This is a genomic window from Streptomyces sp. NPDC031466, assembly GCF_055581265.1.
Genome location: NZ_JBVIJT010000009.1, coordinates 443918 through 460284 on the forward strand (window position 1 = coordinate 443918; position 16367 = coordinate 460284).

Below are 16367 nucleotides of genomic sequence, written 5' to 3' on the forward strand. Positions count from 1 at the left end.
CGGACGGTCCTCCGCCGCGCGGCCCCCCATCCGCGACGACCCTGGGCACCCGGTCACCGGGTCGGCCGGTGTTCCGGTCGGGTGGGTGCAGCCGCGTACGGCGGGTGCTGCGGGGGCTGCTGGTACGGCGGATAGGGCTGGTACGACGGATACGGCTGGTGGCGCTGCTCCGGGGTGTGCGGCCCGGCCGTGGCGTGGGGCTCGTCCGGTGCGTACGGCGCGTACAGCTCCTCCGAGGTGTGGTGGCGGCCCGGCGTCCGTCCCGACCTGCGCGGCCACCACAAACCGCGGCCCAGCATCGCGGCCAGGGCCGGCACCAGCACGAGGGAGAGCACGAGCGCGGACAGGAGGATGCCGAGCCCGGTGGCGAAGCCGATCTCCCGGGTGGCGGGGCTCGCCGCCAGGGCGGCGAAGGAACCGGCCAGCACGAGGCCGGCCGTGGCGATGGCGGGCGCGGTGTGCCGTACCGCTTCGGCCACGGCGCGCCGGGCCGGCACCGGCTTGCGCATCTCCTCCCTGATCCGGTCGGTGATCAGGATGTTGTAGTCGGTGCCCAGGGCGACGACGAAGAGGAAGAGCACCAGGGGCAGCGTGAACGAGACACCCGGCCGGTCGAGTCCATGCTGGAAGAGCAGCGTGCTCGCGCCGAGCGTGGCCAGGAACCCGAGCCCCACGGCGATCATCAGCACGACCGGGGCGAGCAGCGAGCGCAGCAGCAGGAAGAGGATCACCGCGATGAGCAGGGCCGCGACCGGGAACACCAGACGCAGGTCCTTCTCCACGGCCGTCGAGATGTCGGCGAAGACCGCGGCCGTTCCCGTGACGTAGGCCTCGGTGCCCTTGGGGGTGGTCCGCGCGGCCGTCTCCCTGACGGGCCCCGAGACCAGGTCGCGCGCCTTCTGCGAATCGGACCCGACACTCAGGAAGAGGTCGACTCGGGCGGCCGTGCGGTCCTTGCTGAGCACCGGCTCACCCACCTCGCCGACACCTTCCGCCTCGGCCAGGGAGCGGGTCATGCCGGTGAGCGAACTCGCCTTGATCTCCTTGCCGTTCGTGCTGCGCACATACACGCTGTGCGGGTCGGACACGCCGGCGGGCAGGCTGCGGGAGATCCGCTCGGCGGTCCTGACGGCGGCGGTCTCGTGCCCGCCCTGCTGGTCGTAGCTCATCTTCATGCCGAGCGCGCCCGCGCCCAGCGCGCCGAGCAGCACCAGGGCGCCGAGGGCGTACCGCAGCGGCCGGCTGCTCACCGCGTGCCCCAGGCGGGCGGCGAGGCCGCCGGTGCGCTCCTTCTTCCAGGCGCGTGCGGGCCAGAACATGCCGCGCCCCAGTACGGCGAGGAGCGCGGGCATGAGCGTGAGGCCGGCGAGGAGCATCACGAGCACGGAGACGGCGATCGCCGGGCCGAGGACCCGGAACTGCCCGAAGGAGGCCAGCCCCAGGGTCGCGAAGGCCGCCACGATCGTCAGCGCCGCGGACGTGATCGCGCCGCCCACCCGCCCGGTCGTCTCGGCGACGGCCGTGCGGGCGTCCTGCCCGGGGTGCTCCCGCAGCTGTTCCCGGAAGCGGAACATGAGGAAGAGGAAGTAGTCGATGCCGATGCCGATGAGCACGACGCCGATCAGCGAAGGCGTCGACGCGTCGAGGCCGATGCCGAAGAGCTTCGCCGTGCCGACCACGGCGCCCGAGGCGACCCCGCCGATCAGCGCCACCGCGATCAGCGGCACGAACGCGGCCGCGGGGGAGCGGAACACCAGCACGTTCAGGAGGACGATGAAGCCCATCGTCAGGCTGGAGACGATCTTCGCCGTGTCCTCCTCGGCATCCGTGTCGTCCACGACGGAGGCGATGCCGCCGGTGAATCCGACGTGCAGATCCGCGTCGGCGAACGCGTCCTTCGCGGCGTCGCGGAACCCCTTGTAGACGTCCTGCACCCCCGGGTCCTGTGGATTTCCGTCGAGGGAAACGGTGAGGAGCCGGAAACTCCTGTCGGGAGCCAGGGCCCCCGCCGAAACGCGCGGGGTCTGGGAGTGGTCCTTCATCAGCGGTTCGGGCTTCGCCGCCACGATCCGCTCGCGGCCCAGATCGGCGGCGGTGTCCGCGATGCGCCGCTGGTCGCCCGCCGTGAGCCGTCCGCCGTCGGCCCTGGCGACGAGCACGGTCAGGGCGTTGGGGTCGGGTTGCGCGCCGAATTCCTCCTCGGCGATACGGAGGGCCACCGCCGAGTCGTACTTCTTCGGCAGGAAGTCCCCGGCCCGGGAGTCGGTGACGTCGTACATCATCGCGTTCCCGACGAACGACAGTGCCGCGCCGAGAATCGTCCAGACGACGATCGTCATCCATCGGTGCCGGGTGGAGAAGGAGGTGAGCTTGCGGATCATGCCAAAAGGTCATCACGGGGCACCCCTTGGGGGCGTCGGCCGCCGGAAGGGGACGCACCCGTGACCGTGGTCCGGTGTCCCGTCGCGGGCAGTACTCCGGTACTGGTGGGAAGAACGGCCACCGCGGCGAGTCCGGGCTCCGTCGGGCGGGGTGTAATGGTGCCCGGGGACGGGACATCGCGGCCCGCCGGAATCTCGACCTGGAGGCGGCCGGATGGCCCGTGACTTCTTCCCGCCGGTACCGCCCACGCGCGGGGTGCGGCCGACGCCGGGGGACGCGGTGGTCGCCGTCCTCGCCGTGGCGCTCGACCTGCTGGCCTACTTCGCCCCCGGCGAGGAGTCCACGGGAGCACCGGTCACCGTGCTCGGCGTCCTGCTGGTCGCCGTCGCCATGGTTCCGCTGCTCTTCCGGCGCCACCACCCCGTGCAGGCGCTCGGCGCCGTCCTCGCGGTGCAGCTGGCCGGCAACCTGGGACTCGTCGTCGACCCGGGCGAGCCGATGTCGAACACGTACGGCGCGGCCGTCACGGTCGGGCTCTACACCGTGGCCAGATACAGCGGGCGGCGGGCCGTGGCGCTGGGGGTCGTGGCCACCGCGCCGGTGCAGCTCGCGCGGTACTGGCACAACGACGTGGGCTCCGTCGGAATGGGCGTCACCGACGTCCTGGTGACGCCCTGCCTCTTGATCGCCGTCGGCCTGGCCGTACGCCAGTGGCAATGGCAGCTCGACATCAACCGGAAGCTGCTCGCCGACCGCGCGGTGACCGAGGAGCGCCGCCGCATCGCGCGGGAGCTCCACGACATCGTGGCCCACCACATCACCACCATGTACCTGATGTCCGGCGGGGCCAGGTCGACCCTGGACCGCGACCCCGAGACGGCCCGGGAGGCGCTGGTGACGCTGGAGGAGTCCGGCCGCACGGCGCTGCGCGAGATGCGGCAGCTCCTCGGGGTGCTGCGCAGCACCGACACCCTGGAGGAGGCGTCGTCGGAACCCCAGCCCGGGGTGGACGGCATCGAACGGCTCGTCGCCGCTTCGCGGGGGGCGGGCCTGCCGGCCGAACTCCACGTCACCGGGCGGCCCCGCCCGCTGCCGATGTCCGTGGGGCTCACCCTCTACCGCATCGTGCAGGAGGCGCTGACCAACGCCCGCAAGCACGCGGGGCCCGCCCGCGCCACCGTGCGGCTCGCCTATCTCCGGGACCGCGTCACCGTGGAGGTGACGGACGACGGCGCCGGGGCCGGCCGGGCCCCCGGCGCGGGGGTCGAGGGCAGCGGATACGGTCTCCTCGGCATGCGGGAGCGCATCGCCCTGCACGACGGCTCCCTGCGCGTCGGCCGCCGTGCGGAAGGCGGGTTCGAGGTGGCCGCGAGCGTGCCGCTGCCCGCCGACGTGAACGCGGCCGGCACGAAGAGGGCCGACCCGGACATGGGCGGCCCGAACGCGGACGGTACGAACATGGCCGATCCGAACGCGGACGACCCGGACATGGCCGATCCGAACGCGGACGGCCCGGACATGGCCGATCCGAACGCGGACGGCCCGAACACGGCCGGCCCGACCACGGCCGGCCCGACCACGGCCGGCCCGACCACGGCCGGCCCGACCACGGCCGGCCCGACTGACACACGCGAGAAGGACAGGACGCCGTGACTCCTCCCACCGAAGCCGTCCCCGGGGCCGAGCCGCAGCCGGAACGGGGTGGCGAGCCCGGGCGGATCACCGTGCTCATCGCCGACGACCAGCCACTCGTGCGCCGGGGCCTGTCGCTGATCCTGCGCTCGGACCCCGCCATCGAGGTCGTCGGCGAGGTGGGCGACGGCGAACAGGCCATCGCGGCGGCCCGCGAACTGCGCCCGGACGTCATCCTGATGGACATCCGCATGCCGGTCCTCGACGGCGTCCGGGCCACCGAGCACCTGGCCGCCGAACTGCCCCGGTGCCGGGTCCTCGCGCTCAGCACCTTCGACATGGACGAGCACGTGGTCAGCGCCCTGCGGGCGGGTGCCTCCGGGTTCCTGCCCAAGGACGTCTCCCCGGAGGAACTGGTGGCCGCGCTGCGCACCGTCCACCGCGGCGAGGCCGTCGTCGCCCCCCGGCTGCTCACCCGGCTGCTCGCCGCCTTCGTGACCCCGGCCCCGGCCGCGCACCCGCCGGCCGGGGACCTCTCCGGGCTCACCCCGCGCGAGGTCGAGGTGCTGCGGCTGATCGCCGCGGGCCTCGACAACGCCGAGATTGCGCGGCGCATGGCGATCGGCGTGCAGACCGTGAAGAACCACGCCACCGGCCTCTTCGCCAAGCTCGGTGTCCGCGACCGCGCGCAGGCGGTCATCGCCGCGTACGAGTCGGGGCTCGTCCGGGCGGGGCGGAGCGACCAGGGTCGGCCCTGACTCCCCATGACGCGTGCCCCGGGGCTCACCGGTGAGCCCCGGATTCACTCCGGGCCGCGGGGCACCCCCGCGGCCGGCCCCGACCCGGGTCCCGGTGCCGTCCCCGGTTTCGGGACGCCCCCGGACGGCTGCGCCGTCCCCGGCCCGTGTGCCGCTCCCGGTCCGGTGACCGACGGGGCGGCCGGGGAGGGGGTGGGTGTGCGCGGGGATTCGCTGATGACCGGAGGCCGGGCGGGCGGCGCGGGGGCGGGGGCGGCCGTGTCGGCCGGCACCAGGAAGAGCAGGTACACCGCCGCGACGGCCGCGGCGACGGCACCCACCGACGCGAAGGCGACCGCGCGCACCCGCCGCAGCCCATGGCTCCACCCCTGAGGGGGCTCGGCACGGCGCAGGTCCCGGTGGGTGACGAGGGCCGCGCGCGCGGCGAACGCGGCGCGCAGCCGTTCCTCGGTGACGGGGGAGGGAGTTCCGGCGCGTGGTCTCATCGGCCCGCCTCCAGCTTCTTCTCCAGGGCGTCGAGCGCACGGCTCGCGGTCGACTTCACCGTGCCGCGCGAGAGCCCGAGCGTCTGCGCGATCTGCGCCTCGGTCAGCTCCGACCAGTAGCGCAGGACGAGCACCTCGCGCTGGCGCCGGGTCAGCCGCGCGAGCGCGTCGAGCACGTGCCGGTGCTCCTCCGCGAGCAGCAGTCCCTCGTCGACGGGCGGCTCGGCAACCGGGTGGGGCGGGGTGTAGGCGCGGGCGGTGCGGCGTCTGCGCAGGACGGAACGGGCGGCGTTGACCACGGCGGTGTGCAGGTACGCGCCCGGATCCTGGAGCCCGTGCAGTGAGGTGCCGTACGTCCGGCACACGGCGGCGAACGCGTCCTGGACGACGTCCTCGGCGGTGTGCAGGTCGTCGACGAGGAACAGCGCGAGCCGCACCATGTCGAGCCGCCGGGCCCGGTACAGCTCGGTGAGGGGCGGCGGCTCCTGGCCCTGCGGCGCGTCCACCGCGCGCAGCCGCCATCCCGGTACGGCTCCGGGGGCGTCGTCGGCCCGGGCCCGGGTCCGGGGCAGACGGGCGAGCAGCCGGCCCCACCAGGGCGTCGGCCGGTCCGGGCGTCCGGGTGCGGGCAGGGGGGCCGGTACGGGTATGGCGTACGACAACTGCACGGTCCTCGATCCGATGCGGGACGGAGGGGCGGCCCGGCCGGACCCGCGCGAGTCCGACCGGGCCGCCCGCTTCTGCGGAGCTACCGCGTGCTGCTACTTCTGGACGCGGGGCGCGGCACCGTCCGGAGCCGGTGCGGGCGCGGGCGCGGTCGCCGGGCCGGGCTTGCCGGGCGTGACGACCTTGGGGGCGACGTCCGTAGCCGGGGCGGGCGCGGGCGCGGTGGCCGGGCCGGGCTTGCCGGGCGTGACGACCTTCGGGGCGCCGGTGCGGGCGGGGGCCGGCGCGGGGGCCGCGTCCGGGGCCGAGACCTTCGGCGCGGCCGGCGCGGGCCGCGGACCGGAGTCGGCCATGGCCTGCGCGGCGAAGCCGCCGCCGAGGAGGACCGCGGCCCCGGTGACGACGCCCAGGAAACGGGGACGGGGACGGGCGAGGAAGTTGCGCTTGGCGTGACTGGACATGCGGTTCTCCCGAGGAAGGGGATGGACACGGTCGGGTGGATCGGGGTGAAGGGCGCCTTCACACCACCAGACGTGCGGCACACCGGGAGGTTGCGACCGGGCCCGAGAAAGTTCCCCACCGGGCAGCCGCGCTGCCCCGGCCCTGCGATCTGCCCTGTTCCACGCCCGAGACCGGGCTCCGCGACGACCCCGAGGCCGGTGGATCCGACCCAGGACCCTCAAGTGCGCGTACACCGAGCGCGGTGGCACCTTCCTGCGCGAGAGTCCGGAGAGTGGTCCGCCCCGGCCGGCCGGTCACGTGGACCGACCCGCCGGGGCGCGCGGCTCATCCGGCTTCGGGGCGAACCGCGTGCGGGTACTGCTCGGCGCGGCCCTGGAAGGCCAGGATCGCCGGGTTCTGGACCGTGCCGCCGCGGATCTCGATCGCCCGGCGGATCGTGGGGTCGCCGTCCCAGCCGGCCGGCCCTTCGAGGACCGGCCGCAGGAACGGCATCAGCGCCTCGCTGTTCTCCCACGTGGCCGCGTCCCACAGGTAGGAGGGGCTGTGGTCCACGGCGTAGTGGTGGACGTGGTCGCCGACGGTGAACATCGGCTCGTCGAAGGTGGTGGGCCGGGCCCAGGCGAAGCCCATGCCCTCGTCGCAGGAGACGTCGATGACGAGGGTGCCGGGCGCGAGCTTCGGCAGGTCCTCCTCTATCAGGAACATCAGCGGCGCCGCGGTGTCCTGGAGCACGCAGTTGACGATGATGTCGTGCCCGGCGAGGAACTCGGCCAGCGGCTCCGGGCCCTCCTCGGTCAGGACGACGCTGCGCCGCGGGTCGAGGGTGCCGTCGGCCTCGTCGTGGTCGAAGTGCACGATCCGCGCGGAGTGGATCGGTGAGCTGACGGCGGCGACGCCGCGGGCGGTCAGCACGTCCACGTCGTGCACGCCCAGCGCGCTGAGCGCGGTCACCGCGCCGCGGGCGGTGGCACCGAAGCCGATCACCACCGCGCGCCGCCGGCGCCCGTAGTCACCGGTCGCCCCGATCAGCTGCATGGCGTGCAGCACCGACGAGTAGCCGGCCAGCTCGTTGTTCTTGTGGAAGACGTGCAGGCTGAAGCCGCCCTCGCGGGTCCAGTGGTTCATCGCCTCGAAGGCGATCACCGTGAGCCTGCGGTCAATGGCGGCCTGGGTGACCTTCTCGTCCTGCACGCAGTGCGGCCAGCCCCACAGCACCTGCCCGTCCCGCAGCTCCGCCAGATCCTCGTGCGAGGGCTTGGCCAGCAGGATGACGTCACACTCCGCGATCAGCTCCTCGCGGGAGCGGAATCCGGCGACCCATGGGGCGAGTTGCCGGTCCGGGACACCGAAGTGCTCTCCGTAACCGGTCTGCAGATGGATGCTGGGCCGCAGATCGGCGTCGACGCGCTCGAAGTGCGCCGGGTGGATCGGCAGGCGGTGCTCGTTCTCTTTGCGGGTGTGCGACATGATTCCGAGCTTGAGCTGCTGCAAAATACCCCTTTGATTACTCCCTGTTTAACACACCTGTGGGTGACGGGAGAGCCTCGTCGGCAGACAAAATTATCGCTTTGCAGCCAAAATTTGACGATTCTCTCTATTTCCAGACATTTGATCATCCTTTGGTGTGCGCGGAGTCTCGCACGTCCCTACGTTGGGAGGTGCCAGGCGGAGATTCTCTCCCTCTGGAAACCGAAGGAAGTGCACCATGCGCACCATGCGCGCCACGGACACTGCACGAACCTTCCTGGTCGCGGCCATCGCTGTCGCGGGCCTCGCTCTCACCCCCGCCCTCGCCTCCGCCCAGCCGGGCACGGGCGGCACACAGACCCGTACCGCTTACGGCGCCCCCGGCGCCAACGGCGCCAACGGGATCGGCACCTCCGGAGGCATCGGCGGCCTGGGCGGCACCGGTGGCGCCGCGGGCGCTGCGGGTAACGGCGGCACCGGAGGCGCCGGCGGCAACGCCAACGGCACCTCGAGCGTCGGCGGCGCCGGCGGCACGGGCGGCGCCGGCGGCGCCAACGGCAACGGCGGCAACGGCGGCTATGGCGGAGAGGCCAAGCTCGGCGGCACCGGCGGCAAGGGCGGCGTGGGCGGGGTCGGCGACGCCGGCGCCGGTATCGTCGGCGGCAAGGGCGGCAACGGCGGCGCCGCCATCGTGAGCGGCGGCCACAAGGGCGGCCTGGGCGGCGCCGGCGGCGCGGCGAGCCCGGTGTGCCCCGGTAAGCCCGGTGGCAACGGCACCGCCGCCACCGCGACCGCGGACGGCACCATCGGCGCCACCGGCGCCGCGGGCAAGACCACGCTCCCCTGCTGAACACCCGAACAGTGAGCGCGAGCGCCCGGCCGGAACCTTTGGCCGGGCGCTCGCCCACGTCTGCCCGCCCGCCCTGGCCTTGACGCCCACGTCAAGGAATACCGTCGGGGCATGCGAATCGGCGAGCTCGCGGCGCGGGCGGGGACGACCACGCGGACGCTGCGCTACTACGAGTCGCGCGGGCTGCTTCCTGCGCGGCGCACCGGCAACGGCTACCGCACCTACGACGAGGACGACGTGCGGCTCCTGGAGCAGATCAGGACGCTCCAGGACTTCGGCTTCGACCTGGAGGAGACGCGGCCCTTCCTGGAGTGTCTGCGCTCGGGGCACCCCGAGGGCGACTCGTGCCCCGCCTCGCTCGCCGTGTACCGCCGCAAGCTCACCGAACTGGACGCTCTGATCGGTGAGTTGAACGCGGTACGCGCACAGGTCGGCGCGCAGCTGGCGCGCGCCGAGGCGGCGCTCGAAGGCGGTCCCGGGCCGCGCTGCGAGATGACGGGATGAACGGCACGCGGAGCGACAGGACAAGGGGTGTGGCGAAGTGAAGGCAGCAGGTGTGGCCGAGGTGACGGACGCGGACTTCGAGGGGGAGGTGCTGCGGGAGGCGGACCGCCCCGTGCTCGTGGAGTTCACGGCGGACTGGTGCGGCCCGTGCCGGCAGCTGGCGCCGGTGCTCAGCGAACTGGCGCGGGAGGAGGCGGACCGGCTGAAGATCGTGCAGCTGGACGTGGACCGCAGCCCGCGGGCCGCGATCACCTACCAGGTGCTCGCCGCGCCAACGATGATCGTCTTCCGAGACGGTGCGCCCGTGCTGCAGCTCGTGGGCGCGCGGGCCAAGCGCAAGCTCCTGGCGGAACTGTCCGACGTGCTGTGAGCCAAGAGAAATGCCCCGGACGAATTGACGTCCGGGGCATTTCTCGGCGTATATTGGACTCTTTCGCGAAGCTCTGGTCCATTGGGGCACGACGACTTCACGAAAAGCTTTATACGAGCACTGTAACGGGCAAGGGGCTGAATTGTCAACCGAGGAATTGCGGGAAGAGCAGCAATTCGTCTCCGGGCTGTACGCGCGCCTCGACGCGCTGCGCGCGGAGGCCGAGGAGGCCGTGCGGGCCTCGTTGTCGCAGGTCGGCAACGGTCTCCAGGCGCGCCTGGAACGTGACGTCCTGGTGGCGGAGCAGTCCGGGCTGCTCGCCGCCTTCGACACGGGGGAGAACGGTCTGTGCTTCGGCAGACTCGAATTCCGCGACGGCCGCGACCACCACATCGGACGCATCGGAATCCGTGACGGCGACCCCGAGCGCACACCGCTGGTGATCGACTGGCGTGCCGATGTCGCCCGCCCCTTCTATCTCGCGACGGGCCACACGCCGATGGGCCTGCGGCGCCGCAGGCACATCACCACCAAGGGCCGCGAGGTGACCGCGCTGCACGACGAGATCCTCGACCTCGGCGACGCGACCCGCACCGGGCACGAGGGCGCCGACGCCGACGAGGTGCTGCTCGCCGCGCTCGACTCGGCGCGCACCGGACGCATGCACGACATCGTGCAGACCATCCAGGCCGAGCAGGACCGCATCATCCGCGCCCCGCACCGCGGTGTCCTCGTGGTCGAGGGCGGTCCGGGCACCGGCAAGACCGTCGTGGCGCTGCACCGGGCCGCGTACCTGCTGTACGCCCACCGCGAGCTGCTCGCCAAGCGGGCCGTCCTGATCGTCGGCCCCAACCCCGCCTTCCTCGGCTACATCGGCGAGGTCCTGCCCGCGCTCGGTGAGACGGGCGTCCTGCTCTCCACGGTCGGCGAGCTGTTCCCCGGTGTGCGGGCCACCGGCACCGACACACCGGAGGCGGCCGAGGTGAAGGGCCGCGCGGAGATGGCGGAGGTGCTCGCCGGCGCCGTACGCGACCGGCAGCAGACCCCCGAGCCTGGTGCGGCGATGATCATCAGGCACGACGACGGCGACCTGATCCTGGACTGGACGATCGCCGACCAGGCGCGCGAGGCGGCCCGCACCGCGGACGTGCCGCACAACCTCGGCCGCCCGCACTTCGCGTTCCGCGTCATCGACGCGCTCACCGCGCAGCTCGCCGAGCGCATCGGCCACGACCCGTACGGCGGGCCGAACTTCCTGGGCCCCGACGACATCGCCCAGCTCGGCAAGGGCATCGCGGCCAGCGCCGAAGTGCACGCCGCCATCGAGGAGTTGTGGCCCACCCTGACCCCGCAGGGTTTCGTCGCCGACTTCCTGGAGGAGCCGACGGGACTGGACGAGCAGGACGCGAAGGCGATCCGCCGGCCCCACGACGCGCCCTGGACGCCCGCCGACATCCCGCTGCTCGATGAGGCGGCGGAACTGCTCGGACACGACGACAGCGCCGAGCGGGCGGCCGCCGAGGCCGAGCGGGCCAAGCAGATCGCGTACGCGCAGGGCGTCCTCGACGTGTCGCGGGCCTCGCGCACCCACGAGTTCGAGGACAAGGACGAGGAGGACGCCGAGGTCCTGCTCGCCCACAACATCATCGACGCCGAGCGGATGGCCGAACGGCACGAGGAGGCCGACCACCGCAGCGCCGCCGAGCGCGCCGCGGCCGACCGCACCTGGGCCTTCGGGCACATCATCGTCGACGAGGCGCAGGAACTGTCCGCGATGGCCTGGCGGTTGCTCATGCGTCGCTGCCCGACCCGCTCCATGACCCTGGTGGGCGACCCGGCGCAGACCGCGGAGGCCGGCGGCTGCGGCTCGTGGGAGGCCATCTTGGGGCCGTACGTCCAAGACCGCTGGGAGTACGCCCGCCTCGGCGTCAACTACCGCACTCCGGTGGAGATCATGGAGGTGGCCGCCGAGGTGCCGCGCGCCGCGGGCGACGTCGACTTCCGCCCGCCCAGCTCGGTGCGCTCCACCGGCGTACGCCCCTGGGCGCGCCGCGCCGACGACCTCCCCGGCGCCGTGGCGGACGCGGTCGCGGCCGAGGCCACGGAGGAGGGCCGCCTCGCCGTGATCGCCCCGCGCGAACTCCACCCGCGGCTCGCCCCGCGGCTGCCCGGCGTGACGGCCGGCGAGATCCCCGACCTGACGCGGCCGGTCGTCCTGATCGACCCGCGCCAGGCCAAGGGCCTGGAGTTCGACACGGTCCTGGTCGTCGAACCGTCGCGCTACGGCGCCAGCGACCTGTACGTGGCCCTGACCCGGGCCACGCAGCGCCTCGGCGTGCTCCACGCCGAGGATCTGCCCGTCGCGCTCAAGCAGGTCGCAGCCACACCGTGGCCAGCGGCGGAAGGGTGAGGCGCAGCGACGCGGGACGCCCGTGCGAGGCCACCGGTTCCGGCTTCAGCGGGTCGGGGTGGGTGACGCCGCTGCCGCCGTAGCGGGCGTCGTCCGTGTTCAGGATCTCCTGCCAGGCCGGGAACTCGTCGGGCACGCCGAGGCGGTAGGCGTGCCGCACGACCGGTGAGAAGTGGGAGACGGCGAGCAGCGGGACACCCTGGGCGTCGTGGCGCAGGAAGGCGAAGACGTTGTCCTCGGCGGCGTCGCCCTCGATCCAGGCGAAGCCGCCGGGGTCGGTGTCGCGCTGCCACAGGGCGCCCTCGCGGCGGTAGACCGTGTTGAGGTCGCGCACGAGGTCCCGTACGCCCCGGTGGTCGGGCTCCGCGCCGTAGGCCGGGTCGAGCAGCCACCAGTCCGGGCCGTGGGCCTCCGACCACTCGGCGCCCTGGGCGAACTCCTGGCCCATGAAAAGGAGTTGCTTGCCGGGGTGGGCCCACATGAAGGCCAGGTAGGCGCGGTGGGTGGCACGCTGCTGCCACCAGTCGCCGGGCATCTTGGAGACCAGCGACCGCTTGCCGTGCACCACCTCGTCGTGGGAGATGGGCAGGACGTAGTTCTCGCTGTAGGCGTACACCATCGAGAACGTCATGTCGTGGTGGTGGTGCTCACGGTGCACCGGCTCCTTCGAGACGTAGCCGAGGGAGTCGTGCATCCACCCCATGTTCCACTTCAGTCCGAAGCCGAGCCCCCCGAACCCGCCGGGGCCCTGGTGATGGGTGGCGCGCGTGACGCCGTCCCAGGCCGTGGACTCCTCGGCGATGGTGACGACACCGGGGTTGCGGCGGTAGACGGTGGCGTTCATCTCCTGGAGGAAGGCGACCGCGTCGAGGTTCTCGCGGCCGCCGTGGACGTTCGGCGTCCACTGGCCGTCCTCGCGGGAGTAGTCGAGGTAGAGCATCGAGGCGACGGCGTCGACGCGCAGCCCGTCGATGTGGAACTCCTCGCACCAGTAAGTGGCGTTCGCCACCAGGAAGTTGCGCACCTCCTTGCGGCCGTAGTCGAACTCCAGCGTGCCCCAGTCGGGGTGGGCGGCGCGGGCCGGGTCCTCGTGCTCGTACAGGGGCCGCCCGTCGAACTCGGCGAGCGCCCAGTCGTCGCGCGGGAAGTGCGCGGGCACCCAGTCCATCAGGACGCCGATCCCGGCCCGGTGCAGCGCGTCCACCAGGTACTTGAAGTCGTCCGGGGTGCCGAGCCGGGACGTCGGCGCGTAGAAGCCGGTGACCTGATAGCCCCAGGAGCCGCCGAAGGGATGCTCGGCGACGGGCATCAACTCCACATGGGTGAAGCCGAGATCGGCCACATAGGCGGGCAGCTGCTCCGCGAGCTGGCGGTAGGTCAGGCCGGGCCGCCAGGAGGCCAGGTGCACCTCGTACACGGAGAACGGCGCCTCGTGCGCCGGACGCTCCGCCCGGCGCGCCAGCCACTCCTCGTCGTGCCACTCGTGGTGCGACGCGTGGACGACGGAGGAGTTCGCGGGCGGGGTCTCCGTGCGGCGGGCCAGCGGGTCGGCGCGCAGTGTCTTCGAACCGTCGGGCCGGGTGATCTCGAACTTGTACAGCTCGCCCTCGCCGACCCCGGGCGCGAACAGCTCCCAGACGCCGGTCCCGCCGAGCGAACGCATCGGGAAGCCGGTGCCGTCCCAGAAGTTGAAGCCGCCGACGACCCGTACGCCCCGCGCGTTGGGCGCCCACACGGCGAAGCGGGTGCCGGTCACCCCCTGGTGGACCATCGGCCGGGCGCCGAGGGCCTCCCACAGCCGTTCGTGCCGTCCCTCACCGATCAGATGCAGGTCGAAGTCGCCGAGCGAGGGCAGGAAGCGGTACGCGTCGTGGATCTCCAGCTCCGCCTCCTCGTACGTGACGTGCAGCCGGTACTCCTCGGGGGCGGCCTCAAGGGGCAGCACCGCGGAGAAGAACCCGTCGCCGTCGTCGCGCAGTTCGGCGCGCAGGTCCCGGGCGACCACGGCGACCGCCCTGGCGTAGGGCCGCAGGGCCCGGAAGGCCGTGCCGCCGGGCACGGGATGGGCGCCGAGGACGCCGTGCGGGTCGTGGTGGGTGCCGGCCAGGAGACGGGCGCGATCCTCGTCCGGCACGGGGGACGCGGCGACGGCGGTGACCGGGCGGGCTCCCGCCTTCTTCGGCGCCCGCGGGCTCTTCGCGCCGCTCGGCACCGCCTTCGCGGCCTGCGCGGTCTTGGTCGTCTTCGCGGTCTTCGCGGTCTTGGTCGTCTTGGCCGGCTTCCGGCTCGGGTCGCTCTTCTGGCGCGCGCCGCTCGTCGCCTTCTTCTGGGCCGGGGTCCTCGCCGTCGCCTTGCGCGTTCCCTTCGGGGTGGTCGTCCGCTCGGCGGGGTCCGGTTCCGGGCTGCGGGGCGGGGGCGGGGCGGGAGCTGCGGCGTCGGCGGACGGTTTGCGGGAGCGGGGGGTCACGGGGGGAGCCTCCTGACGGAAAGGGGTGGTCAGTGCGCGGCGTCGGTGGGTCCGTCCCCGGCGAGCCGGCGGGCCGCGGCCAGCGGGACGGGGAGCCAGTCGGGGCGGTGCCGGGCCTCGTAGAGGACTTCGTAGACCGCCTTGTCCGTCTCGTGGGCGCGCAGCAGCACCGGGTCCGTACGGGGGTCGCGGCCCGCGACCTCCGCGTACCCGACGCAGAACGCGGCCCGGCAGTCCTCGGCCCACCGGGAGGCCCACGGCTCGCGCGAGCAGGCCGCGTAGTCGAAGGAGCGGAGCATGCCGGCGACGTCGCGGGCCGTGGGCTGCGGCATGCGGCGCTCGGCGAGGGGGCGCGCGGGCTCGCCCTCGAAGTCGATGAGCGACCAGTGGCCGTCGGGGGAGCGCAGGCACTGCCCCAGGTGCAGATCGCCGTGGACGCGCTGGGCGGTCCACGACTGGCCCTCGCCGCCGAGGTCGGCGAGCGCCTCGAAGGCGGTGAGCAGCCCGGGAGCGTACGGCCGCAGCGCGGGCACCGCCTGCGCGGCCGCCGTCAGGCGCTGTGCCATGCCGTCGGCGACCGCCTCCACCTGGGCCCGGCCCAGGGTGACGGTCGGCAGCGCGGCGGCGAGCGCCGCGTGCACCTCGGCCGTGGCCCGGCCGATGGCCCGTGCCTCGCCGACGAACTCCTCGCCCTTGGCGAGCATGCGCAGGGCCAGCTCCCAGCCGTCCTCGGCGGCGGCGAGATAGGGCTGGAGCACCCCGAGCCCGCAGGCCTCGCCCGCCGCCGCGCCCGCGCCGGACGCCAGGTCGGCGAGGAACCACGCGGCGGGCGCGGGCACCCGCTCGCAGCCCTGCCGGGCGAGGTGCAGCGGCAGCTCCAGGTCGGGGTTGACGCCGGGCACGACACGACGGAACAGCTTCAGGATGAACGTATCGCCGTATATGACCGAGGAGTTGGACTGCTCGGCGGCGAGCAGGCGCGGGGCGAGGCCGGAGGCTATCTCGGTGGCCATGTCGCGTTCGAAGCGGAGCACGCCGTGCCGGCCGGGTATCCGCAACCGCTCCAGGAGCAGCGCCGCGAGGTGCGGGTCGTGCAGCGCCTCGTACACCGTCCGGCCCGCCAGTGGCCCGTCGGTGACGTGCCCGATGAGGGCGTGGGCCAGCTGCGGCGGCAGGGCGTCGCGTACGCCGATCAGCAGCTGGTAGCAGTCACCGGGCCGTCCGCCCGCCGCGCCGGACGGGGTGACGTCCTGCGGGGGGACGAGGGGCTGGCGCACCCGCAGGAGTATGTGCAGCAGCCGGGCCGGTGAGCTGTGCGGCAGCAGTTCGGTGACCGCGACCGGCTCGAGGTCGCTGATGGGGCGGCCTTTTCCGGCGAACCACCGTTGTCGCGGCAGCCATTCGCGCAGCAGTGGGTCGAGCGAGGCGAGCAGCGCGCCGGCGTGCGCGGTGGGGCGGGTGGCGGCTTCCGACATGGCGTCGCGTCCTTTCCGCGAGGCGGACAAGGCAGAGTGCGGGGGTGCCGGTTGTGCGTAGGGGTGCCCAGGGCGGGGCGGGGGAAACCGCCCCGCGCGGGCGTGGCGCCGCCGGGGCCTACGACGGTTCCTGGCGCAGCCGGAACCAGTAGAAGCCGTGCCCGGCCAGGGTGAGGAGGTAGGGGAGATCGCCGATGGCCGGGAAACGCACCCCGCCGATCAGCTCCACCGGGTGGCGTCCGTTGAAGGCTTGTAGATCCAGTTCCGTGGGCTGTGCGAAACGCGAGAAGTTGTGCACGCACAGCACGAGGTCGTCGCCCTCTTCCTGCGTCGCGGGCGCTTCCCGGAGGAAGGCGAGGACGGCGGGGTTGGAGGAGGGGAGTTCGGTGTAGGTGCCCAGGCCGAAGGCGGGGTTCTGTTTGCGGATCTCGATCATCCT

14 protein-coding genes are annotated in these 16367 nt (G+C 73.4%); 6 read left to right on the plus strand and 8 right to left on the minus strand.

What is annotated here, in order from left to right; all coding sequences use genetic code 11:
* Positions 1-53 precede the first annotated feature (53 nt).
* Positions 54-2381: an MMPL family transporter gene (locus ACZ5GP_RS24510; protein ID WP_468752850.1), complete on the minus strand. Its 2328-nt coding sequence runs from the start codon at positions 2379-2381 to the stop codon at positions 54-56.
* A 214-nt stretch (positions 2382-2595) separates the two neighbouring features.
* Between ACZ5GP_RS24510 and ACZ5GP_RS24515 the strand changes: the two genes are divergently transcribed.
* Positions 2596-4035, plus strand: coding sequence for a sensor histidine kinase (locus ACZ5GP_RS24515; RefSeq protein WP_468752851.1), 1440 nt, complete (start codon positions 2596-2598; stop codon positions 4033-4035).
* Positions 4032-4772: a response regulator gene (locus tag ACZ5GP_RS24520; protein ID WP_468752852.1), complete on the plus strand. Its 741-nt coding sequence runs from the start codon at positions 4032-4034 to the stop codon at positions 4770-4772. Before ACZ5GP_RS24515 ends, ACZ5GP_RS24520 begins: the two co-directional genes overlap by 4 nt.
* 44 nt (positions 4773-4816) lie before the next feature.
* Here the strand turns inward: ACZ5GP_RS24520 and ACZ5GP_RS24525 are convergent, their stop codons facing one another.
* From ACZ5GP_RS24525 to ACZ5GP_RS24540, 4 genes are all read right to left on the minus strand, one after another.
* A complete protein-coding gene (locus tag ACZ5GP_RS24525; protein WP_468752853.1) occupies positions 4817-5257 on the minus strand; it encodes a hypothetical protein in 441 nt (146 codons plus the stop codon).
* Complete coding sequence (locus ACZ5GP_RS24530) at positions 5254-5925, minus strand: RNA polymerase sigma factor (RefSeq protein ID WP_468752854.1); 672 nt, start codon at positions 5923-5925, stop codon at positions 5254-5256. Before ACZ5GP_RS24530 ends, ACZ5GP_RS24525 begins: the two co-directional genes overlap by 4 nt.
* A 93-nt stretch (positions 5926-6018) precedes the next feature.
* Positions 6019-6384 carry a hypothetical protein gene (locus ACZ5GP_RS24535; protein ID WP_468752855.1) on the minus strand — a complete coding sequence of 122 codons (366 nt, stop codon included), beginning with the start codon at positions 6382-6384 and terminating at the stop codon, positions 6019-6021.
* A 325-nt stretch (positions 6385-6709) separates the two neighbouring features.
* Positions 6710-7876, minus strand: a complete 1167-nt coding sequence (locus ACZ5GP_RS24540) for a N(5)-(carboxyethyl)ornithine synthase (protein WP_468752856.1) — start codon at positions 7874-7876, stop codon at positions 6710-6712.
* 214 nt (positions 7877-8090) lie between these two features.
* Here ACZ5GP_RS24540 and ACZ5GP_RS24545 point away from each other — a divergent pair, with 214 nt between their 5' ends.
* The 4 genes from ACZ5GP_RS24545 to ACZ5GP_RS24560 all read left to right on the plus strand — a co-directional run bounded on the left by ACZ5GP_RS24545 (position 8091) and on the right by ACZ5GP_RS24560 (position 11986).
* Entirely contained in the window at positions 8091-8702 is a 612-nt protein-coding gene (locus ACZ5GP_RS24545) for a hypothetical protein (protein ID WP_468752857.1), read from the plus strand.
* A gap of 111 nt (positions 8703-8813) precedes the next feature.
* The gene (locus ACZ5GP_RS24550) at positions 8814-9206 is read left to right on the plus strand and encodes a MerR family transcriptional regulator (protein ID WP_468752858.1); all 393 of its coding nucleotides are present in this window, start codon (positions 8814-8816) and stop codon (positions 9204-9206) included.
* A 37-nt stretch (positions 9207-9243) separates the two neighbouring features.
* Complete coding sequence (locus ACZ5GP_RS24555; RefSeq protein ID WP_468752859.1) at positions 9244-9576, plus strand: thioredoxin family protein; 333 nt, start codon at positions 9244-9246, stop codon at positions 9574-9576.
* Between the two features lie 142 nt (positions 9577-9718).
* A complete protein-coding gene (locus ACZ5GP_RS24560; RefSeq protein WP_468752860.1) occupies positions 9719-11986 on the plus strand; it encodes a HelD family protein in 2268 nt (755 codons plus the stop codon).
* Here the strand turns inward: ACZ5GP_RS24560 and glgB are convergent.
* The 3 genes from glgB to ACZ5GP_RS24575 all read right to left on the minus strand — a co-directional run.
* Positions 11943-14453, minus strand: a complete 2511-nt coding sequence (gene glgB / locus ACZ5GP_RS24565) for a 1,4-alpha-glucan branching enzyme (protein ID WP_468752861.1) — start codon at positions 14451-14453, stop codon at positions 11943-11945. The genes ACZ5GP_RS24560 and glgB overlap by 44 nt on opposite strands.
* Positions 14454-14482: 29 nt before the next feature.
* Positions 14483-15928 carry a maltokinase N-terminal cap-like domain-containing protein gene (locus ACZ5GP_RS24570; RefSeq protein ID WP_468752862.1) on the minus strand — a complete coding sequence of 482 codons (1446 nt, stop codon included), beginning with the start codon at positions 15926-15928 and terminating at the stop codon, positions 14483-14485.
* Between the two features lie 118 nt (positions 15929-16046).
* Positions 16047-16367, minus strand: a 321-nt coding sequence (locus ACZ5GP_RS24575) for an alpha-glucosidase C-terminal domain-containing protein (RefSeq protein ID WP_468752863.1), incomplete at its 5' end; no start/stop codon positions are given.